This is a genomic window from Alcaligenes sp. SMD-FA, assembly GCF_025960365.1.
GTDB lineage: Bacteria > Pseudomonadota > Gammaproteobacteria > Burkholderiales > Burkholderiaceae_B > Alcaligenes > Alcaligenes aquatilis.
Map to the genome: position 1 here is coordinate 2,802,400 of NZ_CP110108.1, position 18,009 is coordinate 2,820,408.

Annotated in this window: 17 protein-coding genes; 1 reads left to right on the forward strand and 16 read right to left on the reverse strand. The window is 55.2% G+C overall.

Features of this window, described 5'->3' with window-relative positions; genetic code table 11:
• Positions 1–262: 262 nt before the first annotated feature.
• Entirely contained in the window at positions 263–1,114 is an 852-nt protein-coding gene (gene serB / locus OKX01_RS12930) for a phosphoserine phosphatase SerB (protein WP_249459818.1), read from the reverse strand.
• A gap of 169 nt (positions 1,115–1,283) precedes the next feature.
• On the opposite strand from serB, the gene OKX01_RS12935 reads away from it, so the two are divergent.
• Positions 1,284–2,399, forward strand: coding sequence for an NAD(P)H-dependent flavin oxidoreductase (locus OKX01_RS12935; protein WP_094197349.1), 1,116 nt, complete (start codon positions 1,284–1,286; stop codon positions 2,397–2,399).
• Between the two features lie 227 nt (positions 2,400–2,626).
• Here OKX01_RS12935 and OKX01_RS12940 read toward each other — a convergent pair whose 3' ends face one another.
• The 15 genes from OKX01_RS12940 to OKX01_RS13010 all read right to left on the reverse strand — a co-directional run bounded on the left by OKX01_RS12940 (position 2,627) and on the right by OKX01_RS13010 (position 17,845).
• Positions 2,627–3,160 (reverse strand): DUF2818 family protein, encoded by a 534-nt coding sequence (locus OKX01_RS12940; RefSeq protein WP_230017687.1) that lies wholly within the window; start codon positions 3,158–3,160, stop codon positions 2,627–2,629.
• A gap of 12 nt (positions 3,161–3,172) precedes the next feature.
• Positions 3,173–4,651, reverse strand: a complete 1,479-nt coding sequence (nuoN, locus tag OKX01_RS12945) for an NADH-quinone oxidoreductase subunit NuoN (RefSeq protein WP_108727772.1) — start codon at positions 4,649–4,651, stop codon at positions 3,173–3,175.
• Positions 4,652–4,662: 11 nt separating this feature from the next.
• Entirely contained in the window at positions 4,663–6,150 is a 1,488-nt protein-coding gene (locus OKX01_RS12950; protein WP_162496904.1) for an NADH-quinone oxidoreductase subunit M, read from the reverse strand.
• A gap of 11 nt (positions 6,151–6,161) precedes the next feature.
• On the reverse strand, positions 6,162–8,165 hold the full coding sequence (gene nuoL, locus OKX01_RS12955; RefSeq protein WP_094197353.1) for an NADH-quinone oxidoreductase subunit L: 2,004 nt from the start codon (positions 8,163–8,165) through the stop codon (positions 6,162–6,164).
• Between the two features lie 15 nt (positions 8,166–8,180).
• Positions 8,181–8,489: an NADH-quinone oxidoreductase subunit NuoK gene (gene nuoK, locus OKX01_RS12960; protein ID WP_026483136.1), complete on the reverse strand. Its 309-nt coding sequence runs from the start codon at positions 8,487–8,489 to the stop codon at positions 8,181–8,183.
• Positions 8,490–8,491: 2 nt separating this feature from the next.
• On the reverse strand, positions 8,492–9,133 hold the full coding sequence (locus OKX01_RS12965; RefSeq protein WP_042482517.1) for an NADH-quinone oxidoreductase subunit J: 642 nt from the start codon (positions 9,131–9,133) through the stop codon (positions 8,492–8,494).
• An 18-nt stretch (positions 9,134–9,151) separates the two neighbouring features.
• A complete protein-coding gene (gene nuoI, locus OKX01_RS12970) occupies positions 9,152–9,640 on the reverse strand; it encodes an NADH-quinone oxidoreductase subunit NuoI (RefSeq protein WP_003801051.1) in 489 nt (162 codons plus the stop codon).
• A gap of 17 nt (positions 9,641–9,657) precedes the next feature.
• A complete protein-coding gene (gene nuoH / locus OKX01_RS12975; protein WP_108727774.1) occupies positions 9,658–10,731 on the reverse strand; it encodes an NADH-quinone oxidoreductase subunit NuoH in 1,074 nt (357 codons plus the stop codon).
• A 1-nt stretch (position 10,732) separates the two neighbouring features.
• Positions 10,733–13,063: an NADH-quinone oxidoreductase subunit NuoG gene (gene nuoG / locus OKX01_RS12980; protein WP_264671829.1), complete on the reverse strand. Its 2,331-nt coding sequence runs from the start codon at positions 13,061–13,063 to the stop codon at positions 10,733–10,735.
• Positions 13,064–13,077: 14 nt separating this feature from the next.
• Positions 13,078–14,445: an NADH-quinone oxidoreductase subunit NuoF gene (gene nuoF, locus OKX01_RS12985; RefSeq protein ID WP_094197356.1), complete on the reverse strand. Its 1,368-nt coding sequence runs from the start codon at positions 14,443–14,445 to the stop codon at positions 13,078–13,080.
• Positions 14,442–14,936 carry an NADH-quinone oxidoreductase subunit NuoE gene (gene nuoE / locus OKX01_RS12990; RefSeq protein WP_026483139.1) on the reverse strand — a complete coding sequence of 165 codons (495 nt, stop codon included), beginning with the start codon at positions 14,934–14,936 and terminating at the stop codon, positions 14,442–14,444. The genes nuoF and nuoE overlap by 4 nt, the downstream gene beginning before the upstream one ends.
• A 29-nt stretch (positions 14,937–14,965) precedes the next feature.
• Positions 14,966–16,219, reverse strand: a complete 1,254-nt coding sequence (locus OKX01_RS12995) for an NADH-quinone oxidoreductase subunit D (protein ID WP_094197357.1) — start codon at positions 16,217–16,219, stop codon at positions 14,966–14,968.
• Positions 16,220–16,224: 5 nt separating this feature from the next.
• Positions 16,225–16,836, reverse strand: a complete 612-nt coding sequence (locus OKX01_RS13000; RefSeq protein ID WP_042482529.1) for an NADH-quinone oxidoreductase subunit C — start codon at positions 16,834–16,836, stop codon at positions 16,225–16,227.
• A 26-nt stretch (positions 16,837–16,862) separates the two neighbouring features.
• On the reverse strand, positions 16,863–17,339 hold the full coding sequence (locus OKX01_RS13005) for a NuoB/complex I 20 kDa subunit family protein (RefSeq protein WP_003801059.1): 477 nt from the start codon (positions 17,337–17,339) through the stop codon (positions 16,863–16,865).
• A 146-nt stretch (positions 17,340–17,485) separates the two neighbouring features.
• The gene (locus OKX01_RS13010) at positions 17,486–17,845 is read right to left on the reverse strand and encodes an NADH-quinone oxidoreductase subunit A (protein WP_003801061.1); all 360 of its coding nucleotides are present in this window, start codon (positions 17,843–17,845) and stop codon (positions 17,486–17,488) included.
• Positions 17,846–18,009 lie beyond the last annotated feature (164 nt).

Sequence of the window (18,009 nt, forward strand, 5' to 3'; positions counted from 1 at the left end):
TTTTTCGACGGTAAAGGCTGACTGCTTGAGTGTTTACTCTAGCCAATGAGGCGTTCTGAATACGGATCGAACCATTGCACTGTTTGCTTGGCAACAAACCGAATTCCGGGTTCAAGAGAAGCGCCCAACACTATAAAGAAATAGCCGGATCGACGCAGCGTTCTATTGCTCCTCTTTCTGCCTGGCCTGGTTCTCAGGTAGTTTGCTGCGCTGCGTTTAGCTTTACTTTGCATCGCCAGACTACGCTGGCGATCCACCACCATCAAACATCCAGGCGGAACCAGTTCAGTACGGCATCCAGCGGAGAGTGATTCAACGCAAAGCTGGCTTGCTCCTGCACCACCGGTTTGGCACGGTAGGCCACCGAGTACTTGGCCTTGGACATCATGGGCAGGTCATTGGCCCCGTCGCCTATCGCAATACATTGTTCCGGACCAGCGCCCAGTTCCACAGCCAGTTCCTGCAAGAAGCGAGCTTTGGCCTGACCATCCACGATTGCGCCCAGCACCTTGCCAGTCAGCGTGCCGTCCACCACTTCCAAGGTATTGGAGTGGGCGTAGCTCAAGCTGAAACGGTCTTTCATACGTTCGGTAAAGAAGGTGAAGCCACCCGAGACCAACAAGGTTTTCACGCCATGGGCATGAGCCGTCGCAATCAAGCGGTCTGCGCCCAGATTGGGTTGCAAACGCTCTTCATAGACACGGGTCAGATCACTGACAGGCACACCTTCCAGAAACGCAACACGGCGATTCAGGCTTTCGGAGAAATCCTTGATCTCGCCGCGCATGGCTGCTTCGGTAATCGTGGCAACCTGCTCTTTACGGCCAGCCATATCGGCAATCTCATCAATACACTCGATATTGATCAGCGTGGAATCCATGTCCATTGCCAGCACACGCATTTCTTTCAGGCGGTCAATCTGCTCCAAAAAGGCAAAGTCCATCGCGCCGGTCTTGCACAAGGTTTGCACGTGAGCACGTTGCGTGGCGTCAGCACCCAACAGGCGTACGGCGGTAGGCCCCAGCTCCTGCACTCCATCGGCCTGCACCACTGCGGCAATTTTTTCGATGATGGCGCTATCTAGGCGCGGCCCTTGAAGAATGAGATGAGACATCAGATCGTCCACAAAGCAAAAAGTACAGCACAGCCATTGTGCCAAAAGACGATTATTGTAGCCTGCCACGGGCCCTGCACACCCCAAGCTGTACACGACGATGTCAGTTTCCAGCCTGAACCCATCCTGCTACGATAAACGCTATCGCGAAATGACGAGGACGCCTTTCATGTACATCTGGCCCAACAATACTTTGCTGGATCTGCTTCACATCGAGCAACCCATCGTTCAAGCCCCTATGGCAGGTGCCCAAGACAGCGAACTGGCTATTGCCGTTGCTCGTGCCGGCGGCCTGGGTTCCCTGGCCTGCGCCATGCTCAGCCCAGAACAGATTCGGGAACAAGTGGGTTTGTTCCGGCAAGCTGTCTCGGCCCCTATCAACCTGAACTTCTTTTGTCACGACGACCTGCGCCTGGAGCCAGAGGCCCTGCAAGAGTGGCGGTTGCGATTAATACCCTATTACCAGGAATACGGCCTGGATCCGAATCAGGAACTGCCCAAAGCAGCACGCGCACCGTTCTCCAACCCACATGCTGAATTGGTTGAGGAATTAAAACCTGAAGTCGTCAGTTTTCACTTTGGTCTGCCCTCCCCCGAGCTGCTTGAACGCGTGAAAAAGGTCGGCACTCTGGTCATGTCCAGTGCGACTTCCACGGCCGAAGCGGTCTGGCTGCAAGAGCACGGTGCCGACATCATCATCGCCCAAGGCCTGGAAGCCGGTGGCCACCGTGGCATGTTCCTGGACGATAAGGTGCATACACAAGTAGGCACCCTGTCTTTGGTTCCCCAAATTGCTGATGCTGTCAGCATCCCCGTGATTGCTGCCGGAGGTATTGCCGATGGGCGCGGTATTGCTGCTGCCCTGGCCTTGGGTGCCAGCGCCGCTCAAATTGGTACTGCCTATTTGTTCTGTCCTGAATCCAAGATCACCCCGCTGCATCGCCAAGCCCTGTCCAATAGTCGTTCAGACGGCACAGCGCTGACCAATTTGTTCTCTGGCCGCCCGGCTCGCAGCATCCGCACTCGCCTGATGGATGAAATCGGCCCGTTAAGCACCAGTGCTCCGGTATTCCCCCATGCGGGTTCGGCACTGAGCCCGCTACGTATCGAAGCCGAGAAACAAGGTCGCACTGAATTCAGCTCCCTGTGGAGCGGACAAAGTGCTGCCTTGGGCCGTGCCCTGCCTGCTGAGCAACTGACGCTGGTCCTCGCTCAAGAGGCCCAGGGCGTCTGCAAGCGACTGGGAGTGGCTGGTGCCACCCATGCCCCTTTGGACAAACCTTGATCGATTGTACGGGCAGCTTGTGGCTAGACTGGCGAAACAAAGCAAGTCTAGCCCCACAGGCCTTCAATAGACAGCTATCGAGCATCCAGGCGGGATAATAATCGGACGACAAGACTTTAGAACTGACGCACTGAAAAAAACACCAAGCAGTTTTTTGACCTTGAGCGGCCAGACATAAAAAAAACCTCGCAAACTGATTTGCGAGGTTTTTTTATTCAATAGCACCACTACTCAAACTTGCCCTTGGGGTGTCGCATCAAATAGCGATACACAAAACCGGGATACGCCATTACCAAGAACAATGCAAAGGTAATGGTGTAGAACACCCAAGTCTGTTTGAACGGATTACCGATGCTTGCTTCAAAAGCAAAGCCGAACGCACCCACAATCCCGTAAAACGCACAGACTTCCAAAAGGCGAGAAAAAAAGCCTTTGGACACTTTCTGATGGCGCGAGCGCCAAACCGGAAAGTAAAACATGGCTCCTACCAATACCAGACCCAGAAGCAGCTTACCCAACAGAACGGGCAAGGAGTTCAGGCCAGAGCTGGAGGCAATCATTGTGTAGATTCCCAAGCCCAACGCGGCCAGCACGGTCAGGTACACAAGGCCGACAATCAGTTGCAGCCAGGGCGAGAGACCAGAGCGCTCGCCCGGCAAGGACCAAGGCAAAACCAGCAAGGGCTTTTCCACAAGAAACGGCAAGTTTGCCGTAATCACGGAAAGAACAATCAAGACCCAGATGGAAAGGCTTTGGTCCATAGTGCTACCTACTTAAAACTGCAAGGAAGACTGAATCACGCGGATGCAGGTATCCATCAGGCCACCCGGCAACAAGCCCAGGCCGATAATCAGAACACCATTCACCATCATGACCAGCTTGGTCATCAAGCCTGTTGCCACAGGATGCGCTTCACCTTCGGGCTCGTCGAAGTAAACGACCTTCACGACACGCAGGTAGTAGAAAGCACCGATCAAGGACATGATCACGGCAAACACGGCCAGCCAGACATAGCCCGCACCCACCACGGCTTGCAGAACACTCAGCTTGGCGGCAAAGCCGGACAGCGGAGGAATACCAGCCAGGGAGAACATGGACAGCAGCCAGACCAGAGCCAAGCCAGGGTTTCGACGGTTCAGACCTTTCAGGTCGCTGATGTTTTCACATTCAAAACCGCGACGGCTCAAGATCAGAATCAGGCCGAAGGTGCTCAGTGTGGTCAGAACGTAGATCACCACGTAGAACAACGAAGCGCCGTAGGCTTGAGAGTGAGTCTCGCCATTGAACACGCCAGCCAGCAAGCCCAAGAAAATGAAACCCATGTGCGAGATGGTCGAATACGCAAGCATACGCTTGAGATTCTTTTGCATGATCGCCGTCAGGTTACCCAGAGCCAGCGACAGCACAGCCATGATCAGCAACATAGGCTGCCAGTCCACGGCAATACCGTGCAAGGCTTCAACCAGGAAGCGCATGGTCACGGCAAAAGCAGCCAGTTTGGGAGCAGCACCGATGATCAGGGTGACGGTGGTTGGGGCGCCTTGGTAGACGTCCGGTGTCCACATGTGGAAAGGAGCCGCCGTCAATTTGAAGGCCAGACCAGCCACCACAAACACCACACCAAAGACCAGAGCCAGACGCTCGGCTTGACCGTTGGAGATGACTTCAGCGATGAGCGGGAATTCCAGATGGCCGGTAGCGCCAAAAATCATGGACATACCGTACAGCAAGATACCCGATGCCAAAGCACCCAGCACGAAGTACTTCAGAGCCGCTTCGATGGACTGGCGATGTTCACGACGCAGCGCAACCAATGCGTACAGCGCAAAGGACATCAGCTCCACACCCAGATAAGCGGTCAACATGCTGTTGGCCGAAATCATGATCATCTGGCCCAGCAGAGCCATCAGAGTCAGGGTGTACAACTCACCACCACGTTCCATCATGTCACGCTGCTCAGCGTATTCACGGCCGTAAATCAGGGTGGCGGCCACGGCTGCACACGAGAGCAGCTTCAGGAAGTGAGCCATCTCGTCCACGACGAACAGGCCACCGAACGAGACGCCGCTAACGCCCTTGGACCACTGCCAGGCCACGCTGGCCGCAACCACGGCAAGCGTCAGCAGGCTGAAAACAAACGTCGAGTGGCGCTGTTTGTGTGTACTGAATGCATCAAAAATCAGCACACACGAAGCCAGAACCAGGAGCAGGATCTCGGGCAAAGCCAGAGAAAAGTTAAAGGTAGTATCCATAGTGATTCGGCCTACAGTTTCGAGATGGAGACGTGTTGCAGCAACGCTTCAACCGAAACGTGCATGACCTCGGTGAACGGCTTGGGATAGACACCCATGCCCAGCACCGCAATCGCCATTACGCCAAGAACGAAGAACTCACGGCCGCTCAGGTCGCTCATGCCGGCAACCTTGTCGTTACCGACAGGGCCAAAAGCCACACGTTTGAGCATCCACAGCGAGTAAGACGCACCTGTAATCAGCGCTGTTGCAGTCAACAGACCAATCCAGAAGTTGTACTCAACCGCACCCATGATGACGGTGAACTCACCGATAAAGCCGCTGGTGCCTGGCAAACCGCTGTTGGCCATCGAGAACAGCACAAAGAAGGTGACGAAACGAGGCATGACCTTGACCACACCACCGTAATCGGCAATTTGGCGGCTGTGCAGACGGTCGTACAGAACGCCAATACACAGGAACATGGCGCCAGACACGAAACCGTGCGAGATCATTTGCATGATCGCGCCTTCCATACCCGTGGTGTTGAATACGAAAAAGCCCAGTGTGACAAAACCCATGTGAGCCACAGAGGAGTAAGCCACCAGCTTTTTCATATCGTCCTGAACGATGGCGACCAAACCAATGTAGATCACCGCGACCAGGGACAAGGCAATAATGATTCCGGCCAGACCTTGCGAGGCATCAGGAGCGATGGGCAGGGAAAAGCGCAGGAAACCGTAAGCACCCAGTTTCAACATGATGGCAGCCAACACCACGGAACCACCGGTAGGTGCTTCCACGTGGGCATCCGGCAACCAGGTGTGGACAGGCCACATAGGCACTTTCACTGCAAACGCCATGAACAGCGCCACAAAGATCAGCACCTGCGTGGTGTAGTCCAGGGGGACTTTGTGCCAAGTCAGGATATCGAAGGTGCCGCCGGACACGTTCCACAGGTAGATGAAAGCAACCAGCGTCAGCAGGGAGCCCATCAGGGTGTAAAGGAAGAACTTGACCGATGCATACACGCGGTTTGGACCACCCCAGATACCGATAATCAGATACATCGGGATCAGCGTGGCTTCAAAGAACACGTAGAACAGCAAGCCATCCAGAGCGGCAAACACGCCAACCATCAGACCCGACAGGATCAGGAAGGCACCCATGTATTGCGCCACGCGGCTGGTAATCACCTGCCAGCCCGCCAGCACCACGATCACCGTGATGAAAGCGGTCAGCAGAACAAACCACATGGAAATACCATCCACGCCAAGGTGGTAATTCACCTTGAAGGCATCAATCCAGGGAGCCAGCTCGACAAACTGCATGTCGGCTGTACCGGGATTGAAGCCCGTGTATAGAGGAATAGTGACAACAAGACCGGCAATCGAACCCAGCAAAGCCAGCCAGCGGGTGAAGGTGGGACGATCATCACGTCCCAGAGCCAGCACCAACAGGCCAGCGACGATAGGTACGAAAATCGCCAGCGTTAACCAAGGAAGAGTAGAAGACGCCATATCGCTAGCCATTACCGAACCGTCAGTACAAAAAAGGATAAGAGCGCCAGGATCCCGAGGATCATGGCAAAGGCGTAGTGATAGACATAGCCGGACTGGATATGACGGCTGATTGCAGCCACCCAGCCCACTACGCGCGCACTACCGTTGACCACCAGGCCGTCAATCAGACCGCGGTCAGCACCTTTCCAAAGGCCCGTACCCAGGCAGCGAACGCCACGAGACAGCACTTGCTCGTTGAACCAGTCAACGTAGTACTTGTTCTCCAGGATACGGTAGATAAAAGAGCAGTTCTTTTTGATAGCGGCAGGCAAGGCGGGATTGACCAGGTACATGTACCAAGCCACCACCGCACCGGCTACAACCAGCCAGAATGGCACCGTCACAAAACCATGCAAGGCATATGCCATCCAATCAGTCCAGTGGGCAGCCAGGTTTGCCATTGCAGGGTGGTCGGGCAGAACCGTAACAATGCCGTCAAAGTAACCACCGAACAGCAGCGGATCCACAAACCAGATACCAGCGAAAATCGATGGAATGGCCAGCAGAACCAGAGGCAGCGTCACCACCCAGGGCGACTCGTGAGGATCACCACCGTGAGCGTGATGATCATCATGAGCATGCGACTCGTCGTGTTTGACATCACGGAAGCGCTCTTTGCCGTGGAAGACCAGGAAATACAGACGGAAGGAGTACAGCGAGGTAACGAACACACCGATCAGTGTGGCGTAATAAGCATAGGTCGAACCCCAAATGCCAGCTTCGCCTGCGGCTTCGATGATGTGCTCTTTCGAATAGAAACCCGAGAAGAACGGTGTACCCACCAGCGCCAACGTACCGATCAGGAATGTCAGCCAGGTAATAGGCATGTACTTGCGCAGACCACCCATGTTGCGGATGTCCTGATCATGATGCATGCCGATAATGACCGAACCAGCGCCCAGGAACAGCAAGGCTTTGAAGAAAGCGTGCGTCATCAGGTGGAACACAGCGGCCGAGTAAGCCGAAGCTCCCAGAGCCACCGTCATGTAACCGAGCTGGGACAAGGTGGAGTACGCCACAACGCGTTTGACGTCGTTCTGGATAATACCCAGCAAGCCCAGGAACAAGGCACCGGTTGCACCGATCACGATGATGAAGGACAGCGCGGTTGTCGACTGTTCAAACACAGGCGAGAAACGCGCCACCATGAAGATACCGGCCGTCACCATGGTCGCGGCGTGAATCAGTGCCGAGATAGGAGTAGGACCTTCCATGGAATCAGGCAACCAGCTGTGCAAAGGAACCTGAGCCGATTTACCCATGGCACCTACAAACAGGGCCAGAGCCGCAACGGTCAGCAATTGCCAGTCGGTACCGGGGAATGTCATGGTGCTCAGTTCCTGAACCTTGGCGAACACGTCGCTGTAGTTCATGGAGCCGGTGTAGGCATAAAGCAAGCCAATCCCCAGAGCAAAACCGAAGTCACCTACACGGTTGACCAGAAAGGCCTTCATGTTGGCGAAAATTGCGGTCTTGCGCTCGTACCAGAAACCGATCAGCAGGTAGGAGACCAGACCCACTGCTTCCCAACCGAAGAACAGCTGCAGCATGTTGTTGGACATGACCAGCATCAGCATCGAGAAGGTAAACAGCGAGATGTAGGAGAAAAAGCGCTGATAACCGGGGTCATCTTTCATGTAGCCAATGGTGTAGATATGCACCATCAGCGACACGGAAGTGACCACCACCATCATCAGGGCAGTGAGCTTGTCGATCAGAAAACCGATGTCCCACTGAATGCTGCCAATGGTGATCCAGGTGTAGACCGGACCATTGAAGGTCTGGCCGTCCAGAACCTGAAACAGGACCATGACCGAGCCGACAAAAGAAAGCAGCACGCCCGCGATCGTGATCAGGTGAGCGCCTGTCTTGCCGATAAATCGACCCAGAAAGCCGGTACCGAACAAACCGGCTAGCGCCGAGCCCACCAGGGGGGCAAGCGCAATCGTTAAGTAAAGATTTATGGAGTTCATTAGTGTGCTATCCCATCAACCCTTAAGCTGGTCGAGATCTTGGACATTGATCGAATTAAGGTTACGGAACAACAGAACCAGAATTGCAAGACCAATGGCCGCCTCGGCCGCTGCGACCGTCAGGACGAAAAAGACAAACACCTGACCGGCCTCGTTGCCCATCCACGTTGAGAAGGCCACAAAGTTCATGTTGGCCGACAAAAGAATCAGCTCAACAGACATGAGCAGGATAATCAGGTTGCGACGGTTCAGGAAAAAGCCAAACAGGCCGATCGTGAACAGCACAGCGCCCAGGACCAAATAGTGCGCAAGCGTCAGCGTCATCATCATTTGTCTCCTGGCACGACAGCGTCAGCCGAACTGGACACCGACGGCTTTTCGGTTTGAGAAGGAATAGAAACCATGCGCAGACGGTCTTTGGCGCGAACCTTGACCTGTTCGCTGGAGACGGTGCGCTTGACACCCTCACGTTTACGCAGAGTCAGCGCAATGGCCGAGATCATGCCAACCAGCAGCACAATGCCGCCCAGCAACACCGCCAGTACATACTGGGAGTACATCAACTCGCCAATGACGCGGGTGTTGTTGTAGTCCGCAGCCACTGCGGCAGCAGGTGCCGTTGTGAACCACAGCTTGGTCAGCACAAAGCCCATTTCCAGAACCATGATGGCGCCGATCAACAGCCCCATCGGCACATGAGCCTTGAATTTCTTGGCAGCGGATTCCTGACGTACGTCCAGCATCATGATGACGAACAGGAACATCACCATCACCGCGCCCACATAGACCACCACCAGCAAAAGGCCCAGGAACTCGGCCCCCATGGTGATCCACATCATGGCGGCCGTGAAGAACACCAGAATCAAGTGCAATACGGCCGTAACCGGGTTTTTGGCAGCGATCACGCGATACGCGGCCACCACCATCACCAGCGCCAACACATAAAACAGAACAGTAGTAAATAACATGAGTGTAGAGCTCCGGCCTTAGCGATAAGGTGCATCTGCGGCACGACGACGAGCGATCTCGTCTTCGTAGCGATCACCGATAGCCAGCAGCATGTCCTTGGTGTAGTACAAATCGCCGCGTTTTTCGCCGTGGTATTCGTGAATATGTGTTTCCACGATCGAATCGACCGGGCAGCTTTCTTCACAGAATCCACAGAAAATACACTTGGCCAGATCGATGTCGTAACGCGTGGTGCGACGGGTGCCGTCCTCACGTTCGGCCGATTCGATCGAGATAGCCATGGCGGGACATACTGCCTCGCACAGTTTGCACGCGATGCAACGCTCTTCGCCGTTTTCGTAGCGACGCAAAGCGTGCAAACCGCGAAAACGTGGCGAAGCGGGCGTGGTTTCAACGGGATAACGCAGCGTCACTTTACGCTTGAAGAAATACTTCCCCGTCAGGCGCATGCCTTTGAGCATCTCGGACAGCATCAGGCTGCCAAAGAAATCTTTGATTGCTTCCATAATCTTGCCCCTTAGCCTTATTGCCAGATGTTCCAGGGCGTCTGCATCCAGATCGCCACAATAACCAGCCAAACACCGGTCAGCGGGATAAATACTTTCCAGCCCAAACGCATGATCTGGTCATAGCGGTAACGTGGGAACGTTGCACGGAACCAGATGAACATGGAGACCACGACAAAGGTCTTCAGACCCAGCCACAGCCACCCCGGAATCCAGGTAAATGGAGCGAACTCGACGATTGGAGTCCAGCCACCCAAGAACATGATGGACGCCAGAGCCGACAAGAAAATCATGTTGGCATATTCGCCCAAGAAGAACAGAGCGAAACCGGTACCGGAGTACTCCACCATAGGACCGGCCACAATTTCCGATTCGCCTTCCACCACGTCAAACGGGTGACGGTTGGTTTCAGCAACGGCGGAAATCACGTAGATCACAAACAGTGGCAGCAGTGGCAGCCAGTTCCAGGACAGGAAGTTCAAGCCCTTGTCCGCAAAGTAACCCTGAGTCTGACCGACCACGATACCCGACAGATTCAGCGTGCCGGACACCAGCAGCACGGTAATCAGGACAAAGCCGATGGCCAGTTCGTAGGACAGCACCTGAGCGGCGGCACGCAGACCACCTAGCAAGGCGTACTTGGAGTTGGATGCCCAACCGGCCACGATCACACCGTACACGCCCAGCGAGGTAATCGCCAGAATGTACAACAAACCGGCATTAACGTCGGCCAGAACCACATCGGGGCTGAAAGGAATCACCGCCCAGGCGGCCAAAGCAGGCATCAGCGTCACTACCGGAGCCAACAGGTACAGAACCTTGTTGGACTTCGCCGGCACGATCAGCTCTTTGGTCAGCAGTTTGAAAACGTCAGCGAAAGGCTGCAGCAAGCCGCGGTAACCAACACGGGTCGGTCCCAGACGAACGTGCATGAAGCCGATCATCTTGCGTTCCCAGTAGGTCAGGTAAGCAACACACAGAATGACGGGCACCGCGATAGCAACAATCTTCAGCAGCGTCCACACCACATACCATGCGTCCGGACCCAGCAGGTCCGAACCGTAGCTATTGATGGCAGAGAGAAATTCCATGTTATGCACGCTCCACTGTCAATTGACCGAATGCGCTACCCAAAGCGGCAGTTTCAGAAAAAGCGGTGGCAACACGCACCGAGTTCAATGCCACGGTGTCATCCAGCTGAGCTGGCAAGCTGACTTCGCCTTGCGAAGAACGAACCTTCACCAGATCGCCGTCGGCCAAACCCAGTTGAGTCAGCGTGGCGGCGGCCATGCGAGCCGTAGGGGCGACCGAAGCAGGTGTTTCCTGCAAAGGAGCCGAACGGCGCACCAGCGCATCGCTGCGGTAGATAGGTACATCAGCCACACGCTCCAGACCGCTAGCAGCAGGCAGCACGCTGGCAGCCAGATTGATCTGGTTGGACAGACGCGATTCCACACCGGCAGCCATGACAGAGTCACGCACCGATTCGGAAGTTTCGTCGTCAAAACCATCCAGCTGGAACAGATTGCCCAGTACGCGCAGAACCTTCCAGGCCGGACGGGTATCACCCACAGGAGCAGCAGCGCCCTTGAAGCTTTGTACACGGCCTTCGGCATTCACAAAGGTACCGGAGGTTTCAGTGAACGGAGACACGGGCAGCATGACATCGGCCCACTGCTCGGCAGCGGAACGATAGGAAGTCAGTGCCACCGAGAAAGTGGCGGACTTCAATGTTTCTACAGCTCGTTCGCCCAGATCGCTGTCCAGTGCAGGCTCGACATTTAAAACCAGGTAAGCACGCAGGGTTTGAGCCAGCATTTGCTCGGCGGTCAGACCGCCCTTGCCCGGTACGGCGTTGGCCAGGTAACCACCCACCGTGTTACCACCGGCAGTCAGGAAACCCAGCTTGGCACCGCTAGCCTGTGCAATGGCATTGGCGTTAGCAGCAATCACGCTGGCCTGATCCGAGTTGGCCGCCATATTGCCCAGCAAGATAGCCACACGTTCGCCGGAGGCCAGGCTGTCAGCAATCTGCTGAGCTTCAGCAGAAACCTGTACGCCTTCCAGACCAGCAGGAACAGCGCTGTCCTTGGCTTTGGCAACAGCAACCAGCACTTGAGCCAAGGAATTGGCCAACTGGCTGGGAGCCACCGTCATGCGGCCAGCAATCGCATTGAACAATGGATTATCGGCAGCCGAATCAATAAAGGAAACTTGAGCACCGCGTTTGACTGCCTGACGCAGACGCTGAGCCATCAAGGGGTGATCTTTGCGCAGGAAGGAACCTACGACCAGAACGCGATCCAGCTCGTTCAAGGCCGTCAGAGGCATACCCAACCAAGGCACACCGGCCAGAGCGCCGTCCAGACGGGCATCGGTTTGACGCAGACGGAAGTCCACGTTTTCGGTACCCAGCGCACGACCCAGACGAGCCAGCAAAGCCAGTTCTTCGGTTGTGGAGGTAGCCGAACCAATACAGCCCAGTTGATCTGCACCAAACTTCTCGCGTACGGCATTCATGCCGGCAACGATGGTTTGCATGGCGTCGTTCCAGGAGGCTTCACGCCACTGGCCATCATCACCACGCACCATGGGGCGAGTCAGACGGTCTTCGGTGTACAGGCCTTCGTAGGAGAAACGGTCACGGTCGCTGATCCAGCACTCGTTGACTTCGTCGTTCTCGAAAGGTACGACGCGCAACACCTTGTCCATCTTGGCTTGCAGTACCAGGTTGGCACCCACGCTGTCGTGCGGGCTAACGCTGCGACGACGGGCCAATTCCCAGGTACGGGCATTGAAACGGAAAGGTTTGGACAACAAGGCACCCACGGGACAAACGTCAATCATATTGCCCGACAATTCGGACTCGACTGCGCGACCCACAAAGGTGGTGATTTCGGCGTGTTCGCCACGGTTGAGCATACCAACCTCTTGGACACCGGCGATTTCTTCACCGGTACGCACACAGCGGGTGCAGTGAATGCAACGCTGCATGGCTTCGGTCGAGATCAGTGGGCCCATGGATTTGGCGGCTACGACGCGCTTTTCTTCCTTGTAGCGCGACTCGGAGCCACCGTAACCCACGGCCAGATCCTGCAGCTGACACTCACCGCCCTGGTCACACACGGGGCAATCCAAAGGGTGGTTGATCAGCAGAAATTCCATGACGCTCTTTTGAGCAGCCACAGCTTTTTCCGAACGAGTACGCACAACCATGCCGTTGGTGACGGGAGTGGCGCAAGCAGGCAAAGGCTTGGGCGCTTTTTCCACGTCCACCAAACACATGCGGCAGTTGGCGGCAATACTCAGTTTTTTGTGATAACAGAAGTGCGGCACGTAGACCCCGGCGTCATGGGCAGCCTGAATGACCATGCTGCCTTCCGGGGCGTCAACTTTAATGCCATCGATGGTGAGTTCTACCATTACGTTGTCCTGGCCTACAAATATTGAGGCACCACACAGCCTTTATGCTCGATGTGGTGTGCGAACTCGTCGCGGAAATGCTTAACGAAACTGCGCACCGGCATGGCCGCAGCATCACCCAGGGCGCAAATGGTGCGGCCCATGATGTTGTGTGCGATGTCGTCGAGCATGTCCAGATCTTCCGGACGACCTTGACCGTTCTCGATACGATGCACCATACGCCACAACCAGCCTGTGCCTTCCCGGCACGGCGTACACTGGCCGCAGCTTTCGTGATAGTAAAAATAAGACAGGCGCAGCAGGGACTTGACCATGCAACGAGTCTCGTCCATCACAATGACAGCGCCCGAACCCAGCATGGAACCCGCCTTGGCAATGGAGTCATAGTCCAGGTTGGTGGCCATCATGATGTCAGCGGGCAAAACGGGCGAGCTGGAACCACCGGGGATCACCGCTTTCAGTTTGCGACCGTCACGCATGCCACCGGCCAGTTCCAGCAAGGTGGCAAAGGGGGTACCCAAAGGCACTTCGTAATTGCCGGGACGCTCTACGTCGCCAGTAATGGAGAAGATCTTGGTGCCGCCGGCGTTAGGGATACCTACTTCCAGGTATTCCTGGCCGCTGTTGCGCAGAATCCAGGGTACAGCCGCGAAGGTTTCGGTATTGTTGATGGTCGTTGGCTTGCCGTACAGACCGAAACTGGCTGGAAATGGTGGCTTGAAGCGAGGCTGGCCCTTCTTGCCCTCCAGGGACTCCAGCAATGCGGTTTCTTCACCGCAAATGTAGGCGCCGTAGCCGTGGAACGCATGCAGTTGGAAGCTGAAGTCCGACCCCAGGATCTTGTCACCCAGAAAGCCTGCCGCGCGGGCCTGCTCCAGCGCTTCTTCAAAACGCTGATAGATTTCAAACACTTCACCGTGGATGTAGTTGTAGCCGACGGTAATGCCCATGGCGTAGGCGGCAATGGCCATGCCTTCGATCACGATGTGCGGGTTAAAACGCAGAATATCGCGGTCTTTAAAAGTGCCGGGCTCACCCTCGTCAGAGTTACATACCAGGTACTTTTGACCGGGCAAGCTGCGAGGCATGAAGCTCCACTTCAAACCTGACGGGAAACCTGCACCACCACGACCACGTAACGCCGAAGTCTTGACTTCAGCAATCACGTCTTCGGGTTTCATGCCAGTGGTCAATACTTTACGCAGGGCTTCATAGCCACCACGCTTGACGTACTCTTCCAGGCCCCAGTTGTCGCCGTTCAAACCAGCCAGAATCTGTGGCTGAATATGACGATCATGAAAAATCATGCTGCGCGACAGGTCGCCACCAGGGTTAGGTTCCAATCCCTGAGCGAACTTGCGCAGAATGTCCGGTGCAATCATGCCGATTCTCCGTGTGTCTTCAATTCTTCGAGCATGGCATCAATGCGCTCGGCTTCCATGCGCACGCACATGTGCTGATTGTTCAGCAACATGACGGGCGAATCACCACATGAACCCATGCACTCTCCCATGATCAGGGAGAACTGGCCGTCCGCCGTGGTTTCACCATATTCGATACCCAGCTTCTCTTTCAGGTATTCGCCAGCCTTGACGCCATCACGCAGCGCACAGGGCAAGTTGGTGCAAACGGAAATAGTGACGCGACCAACGGGTTTGGTGTGGAACATGTTGTAGAAGGTCGCAACCTCCTGCACCGCGATCGGCTCCACGCCAATGTATTGGGCAACATCCTCGATAATTTCTGGCGATACCCAGCCTTTTTCCTGCTGGGCAATGGCCAGGGAGGCCATGATGGCAGAGCGACGTTGATCTGCCGGGAACTTGCTCAGTTCCTTATCTATCTGTTGGTAGGCTTTTTCGGAAAGCAACATAATTCGGTTCCGTTTTTCCAGGCGCGACCTTAACGGTCGATCTCGCCAAACACAATGTCCTGCGTACCGATGATCGTGACCGCGTCAGCAATCATGTGACCGCGGCTCATTTCATCGAGGGCCTGCAAGTGGACGAAGCCCGGAGCACGGATCTTCATGCGGTAAGGCTTGTTGCCGCCGTCAGATACCAGATAAATGCCAAACTCGCCCTTGGGATGCTCCACACCGGCATACACTTCGCCAGTCGGCACGTGCATCCCTTCGGAGAACAGTTTGAAATGGTGGATCAGGTCCTCCATCCCGGTTTTCATGCGTTCGCGCGACGGCGGCGCCACTTTGTGGTTATCCGTGATGACAGGGCCGGGGTTGTTGCGCAGCCACTGCACACACTGACGGATGATGCGGTTACTCTCGCGCATTTCTGCAATACGAACCAGGTAACGGTCGTAAGAGTCACCGTTGCGACCCACAGGAATATCAAACTCGACGCGGTCGTAGACTTCGTAGGGCTGCATCTTGCGCAGATCCCACTCCACGCCCGAACCACGCAGCATGGGGCCGGTAAAGCCCAGCGCCTTGGCGCGATCAGCGTCGACCACACCTACGCCCACCAAACGCTGCTTCCAGATACGGTTATCGGTCAGCAAGGTCTCGTACTCGTCAACACAAGCAGGGAAACGGTTGGTGAAGTCTTCAATGAAATCCAGCAAGGAACCTGAACGCGCTTCGTTCATGGCTTTCAGTTCTTTGTCGGAGCGGTATTTGTTGGCCTTGTACTGGGGCATGCTGCCGGGCAGATCACGGTACACGCCACCTGGACGGTAGTAAGCTGCGTGCAAACGAGCACCGGAGACCGCTTCGTAGCAGTCCATCAGGTCTTCGCGCTCGCGAAAGGCGTACAGAAACACGGCCATGGCACCCACGTCCAGCGCATGCGAACCCACGGACATCAGGTGGTTCAGAATGCGAGTGATCTCGTCAAACATGACGCGGATGTACTGGGCACGCAAAGGCACCTGCACACCGACCAGACGCTCCACAGCCATACAGTAGGCGTGTTCATTCACCATCATGGACACATAGTCCAAGCGGTCCATATAAGGCAGGGTTTGCAGAAAAGTGCGGTTTTCGGCCAGTTTCTCGGTGGCGCGGTGCAACAGACCAATATGAGGGTCAGCACGCTGAATAACTTCGCCGTCCAGCTCAAGCACCAAACGCAATACACCGTGTGCGGCGGGGTGCTGAGGACCAAAGTTCAGGGTGTAGTTTTGAATTTCTGCCATGATGCTTATCGCCCAATTCCGTAATCATCCTCGCGCACCACACGTGGCGTGATTTCACGCGGCTCGATGGTGACGGGCTGGTAAATGACCCGCTTCTGCTCGGTGTCATAGCGCATTTCGACGTAGCCGGAGATGGGGAAGTCTTTGCGGAACGGATGGCCGATGAAACCGTAGTCGGTCAGGATGCGACGCAGATCAGGGTGGTTCTCGAAAATAATGCCGTACAGGTCAAACGCCTCGCGCTCGAACCAGTTCACCGAAGGCCAGACCTCGAACAGGGTTGGCAAAGCGGGAAAATCGTCGTTTGGCACAAAGCAGCGCACACGCAAACGCCAGTTGTGCTTCAAGGACATCAAGTGCAACACAACAGCAAAGCGGTGGGGAAACTGAGCCGATGCAGCCTGATAGGTGGGTGCTTTCCAGGCGGAATAATCAATCCCGCACAAATCAATACAGGTCTCAAAGCGCAAGTCAGCGTGGTCACGCAGCAGTGTGCAGGTATCGAGCCATGCATCAACCGGCACTTCCAAAGTGAGTTCATTGCGCGCTTGCGTCAACGCAGCCTGCTCACCAAGAATAGAGAGCAAGTTGGTTTTTAAAGTTTCTAGCCGTGTCATAGTCTTGTTTAGCCTGTTCTAACCGTTCAGCGTGCGATGGTATTGGTCAAACGGATCTTGTTCTGCATTTGGAGCAAGCCGTAAACCAAAGCCTCAGCGGTTGGAGGACAGCCCGGCACGTACACGTCTACCGGCACGATGCGGTCACAGCCGCGCACAACCGAGTAAGAGTAGTGGTAGTAACCGCCACCATTGGCACAGGAGCCCATGGAAACAACCCAGCGTGGCTCAGCCATCTGGTCGTACACCTTGCGCAAGGCAGGCGCCATCTTGTTGCACAGAGTGCCCGCCACAATCATCAAGTCAGATTGACGAGGGCTGGGACGGAAAATAATGCCAAACTGGTCCAGGTCATAACGAGCCGCACCAGCGTGCATCATTTCCACTGCACAACAGGCCAGACCAAATGTCATGGGCCACATGGACCCTGTTTTTGCCCAGTTCAGAAACTTGTCTGCACTGGTCGTCACAAAACCTTCTTTGAGAATGCCGTCGATAGCCATAGTAGTTGCCTTTTGCCGGATCAGAGCCTGGGAAGCCCCGGCCTATCCTGTTGCTGACCAAACCCGCTGTCATCAAGACGCATCCTCGTGCCCCTTATGCCCAGCAGCAGACGCGAAAACCCCAAGCAGGGTTCTCCATGGATGGGTTATTCCCAGTCCAGAGCGCCTTTTTTCCATTCGTAGATAAAACCGACCGTCAAAACGGCCAGGAACGCCATAACGGTCCAGAAACCGACCAGGCCTACTGTTCCATTGGCCATGGCCCAGGGAAACAGAAAAGCGATTTCCAGATCGAACATGATGAACAGAATCGCGATCAGGTAGTAACGAATGTCCACCTTCATGCGCGAATCGCCGAATGCTTCAAAACCGCATTCGTAAGGAGAGAGCTTTTCAGCATCGGGCCGGTTTGGACCAAGCACTCGACCGACTAAAAGTAGAGCCAGGCCAATCCCAGTGGCGACGATGATAAATAGCAAAACGGGAAAGTACTCTTGCAGGTTCATGCAAAGCATCCAATCGCAGTAAATAAACTCTTGGATTGTAGCATTTTGAGAGCACAGTTTTGGGGGATAACCCCAAAGCATTACATCTATGCGCGGGTGTTGCACCCACGCCGCAAAAACTGTCAGCTACCTGACTGGAAACCCTTCAACTATTGATTATTTAT